At 33.1% G+C, this 2589-nt stretch carries 3 protein-coding genes; all 3 read left to right on the forward strand.

The features are described 5' to 3' along the window. Nucleotides 1-203 precede the first annotated feature (203 nt). The 3 genes from GOQ16_RS17070 to GOQ16_RS17080 all read left to right on the forward strand — a co-directional run bounded on the left by GOQ16_RS17070 (nucleotide 204) and on the right by GOQ16_RS17080 (nucleotide 2477). Nucleotides 204-398, forward strand: a complete 195-nt coding sequence (locus tag GOQ16_RS17070; protein WP_262507984.1) for a tyrosine-type recombinase/integrase — start codon at nucleotides 204-206, stop codon at nucleotides 396-398. A 657-nt stretch (nucleotides 399-1055) separates the two neighbouring features. After that, a complete protein-coding gene (locus GOQ16_RS17075; protein ID WP_160070401.1) occupies nucleotides 1056-2078 on the forward strand; it encodes an IS110 family RNA-guided transposase in 1023 nt (340 codons plus the stop codon). A 42-nt stretch (nucleotides 2079-2120) separates the two neighbouring features. Then, a complete protein-coding gene (locus tag GOQ16_RS17080; protein WP_160070402.1) occupies nucleotides 2121-2477 on the forward strand; it encodes a transposase in 357 nt (118 codons plus the stop codon). Nucleotides 2478-2589 lie beyond the last annotated feature (112 nt).

Here is a 2589-nt window from a genome sequence, read left to right on the forward strand (position 1 = left end):
GGGGTTCGTGATATCAATTTTTTCTTATTCAGATTGACTAAGTTATTTGCTTAGTCCACAGGTTTTGTACATGATCCTAAGTTGCTAGATATTTTACGCGAATATTATCTAATTTATAAACCTAGCGACTATCTTTTTGAAGGAAAAGAGGAAATCGATATAGTGAAAGAAGTGTTCAGCTTATTTTAAAAAAATCATTATCAATGGCTAAGATCAAAACCGAAGGTACAGTCCATACGTTACGACATTCGTATGCTACACATTTAATTCAGTCCGGTATTGATATTCGAATTGTTCAGGAATTACTAGGTCATGAGAATATCAAGACTACCATGATCTACACACATATCACAGATATTGATAAGAAAAAGACCCCAAGCCCACTAGATTTTTTATAATTTCTAAGATAAACACTATATGAGACTACCCTAATCTAGACTTACCTATCTTAATATTAAGTTGAAAAATAAGTAATTTTTATCCGAAATAAGTCCGAAAATAGAAAAAGCCACTGATTATCAGTGGCTTTTGTCGGGGTGGCAGGACGAAAATCACGCCGTTCAAATATCTATGTATCAATAAATTGACTTTCTTATTCAAGAACTACTCACCGTTTTACTCACATATAGTTTGTAATTCGATGATGCAAATATAGCCAACATAACCAAAATCAGCAATACATTTTGTATGCTTTTTTCATAATAAAAATAGATTATGTATTGATACTTACTACACATCTCTTCTACTCTATTTTCAATTAATAAGCCACTGTCATGCTTTATTTTTGCGGAATAATAAAGAATAAAATGAACACAGTACCGTCCTTTAGATTTGCATTTATATAATTAGATTACGATTTTGTATTCTAGAAACTAACCAACAGCAGTGGCTCATTTTAGTACCGTCAAGGTTTTCAAGCCTATTTTAGGATATAATCCACTGCTGTTTTTTCCCTTAGTGGTCAAATAACAATTAGGGCTAAATACCCATTATCAAGGACTTGAACCGATGGGGTAAAATGGTTAGTAAAATTATCTATTTCAAAAATAATCAATATGAAAACTTGTTCAAAATTCTTTATTGGGATAGACGTTTCAAAGCCCTATTTTGATACCTCCCTATTGTGTGTGATTGATCAGCAAAAACAGCAGATCCAGACACTACGATTTGAAAATTCTATTCAGGGACTTAAGGAGTTTCATAAATGGCTAAAAAAACATAAAGTCACTATGAATGAAAACACATTGTTAGTAATAGAGAATACAGGTATATATCATCGTTTGTTATGGGCATTCTGTTGTGAAAAGAATCTACCAATACACATTGGTAATGCGGCCCATATAAAATGGAGTTTTGGTATTGCTAGAGGTAAAAATGATAGAGTAGATAGTATTCGTTTGTGTCAATATGCGTATCGAAATGCGGAAGAACTTAGATCCTCAAGCATATTAGATCCCGTTTTATTACAAATACAGGATTTAATGGCCTCCAGAAGAAGATTAGTTTCTCAACTTAACTCCAACAAAGTTTATTTAAATGAATTGAAAAATATAAGCAATATAGATAATAGACTTATATTAGAACGCCTTCATAGAGATGCCATTAAGGGTATTTCGAATTCGATTTCAAAAATCGAAACATTACTAAAAAAAATTGTTTCAGAAAATGAAAAGATTAAAAAAAATTATGATTTATTAATAAGTGTCCCAGGAATCGGTCACTTGACAGCAATCTATATTATCTGCTGTACGTGTAATTTTGCATGTAGGAGAAGCGGAAAGCAACTGGCCAGTTACGCCGGTGTAGTGCCATTTGAACATAGTAGTGGGATTAGTATTAAGGGGCGGAATAGGGTTAGTAATATGGCAAACAAAGAGCTAAAAAAGATGCTTCATCTTTGCGCGTTATCCGCGATACAGTTTTACCCAGAGTTCAAATGTTATTTTGAAAGAAAAACGGAGGAAGGAAAGCATAAAATGAGTGTTATTAACGCTATTAGAAACAAAATTGTACTTAGGGCGGCAGCTGTTGTAATTAAGCAAATGCCATATATCTCTAAATACAATATTCTTGCTTAAGGAAGTTAAAATTTATTTGGTAAAGTCATAACAATCGGTCACTTGACAGCAATCTATATTATCTGCTGTACGTGTAATTTTGCATGTAGGAGAAGCGGAAAGCAACTGGCCAGTTACGCCGGTGTAGTGCCATTTGAACATAGTAGTGGGATTAGTATTAAGGGGCGGAATAGGGTTAGTAATATGGCAAACAAAGAGCTAAAAAAGATGCTTCATCTTTGCGCGTTATCCGCGATACAGTTTTACCCAGAGTTCAAATGTTATTTTGAAAGAAAAACGGAGGAAGGAAAGCATAAAATGAGTGTTATTAACGCTATTAGAAACAAAATTGTACTTAGGGCGGCAGCTGTTGTAATTAAGCAAATGCCATATATCTCTAAATACAATATTCTTGCTTAAGGAAGTTAAAATTTATTTGGTAAAGTCATAACAATCCTAAATAAGGGAAAAATGGCGGTGGATTTATATAGCAAGGATTGCTATATTTAATTCGCTAAAATTACTCAACCGC

The sequence above is a fragment of the Sphingobacterium bovisgrunnientis genome (genome assembly GCF_009829085.1).
In the GTDB taxonomy this organism is placed as follows: domain Bacteria; phylum Bacteroidota; class Bacteroidia; order Sphingobacteriales; family Sphingobacteriaceae; genus Sphingobacterium; species Sphingobacterium bovisgrunnientis.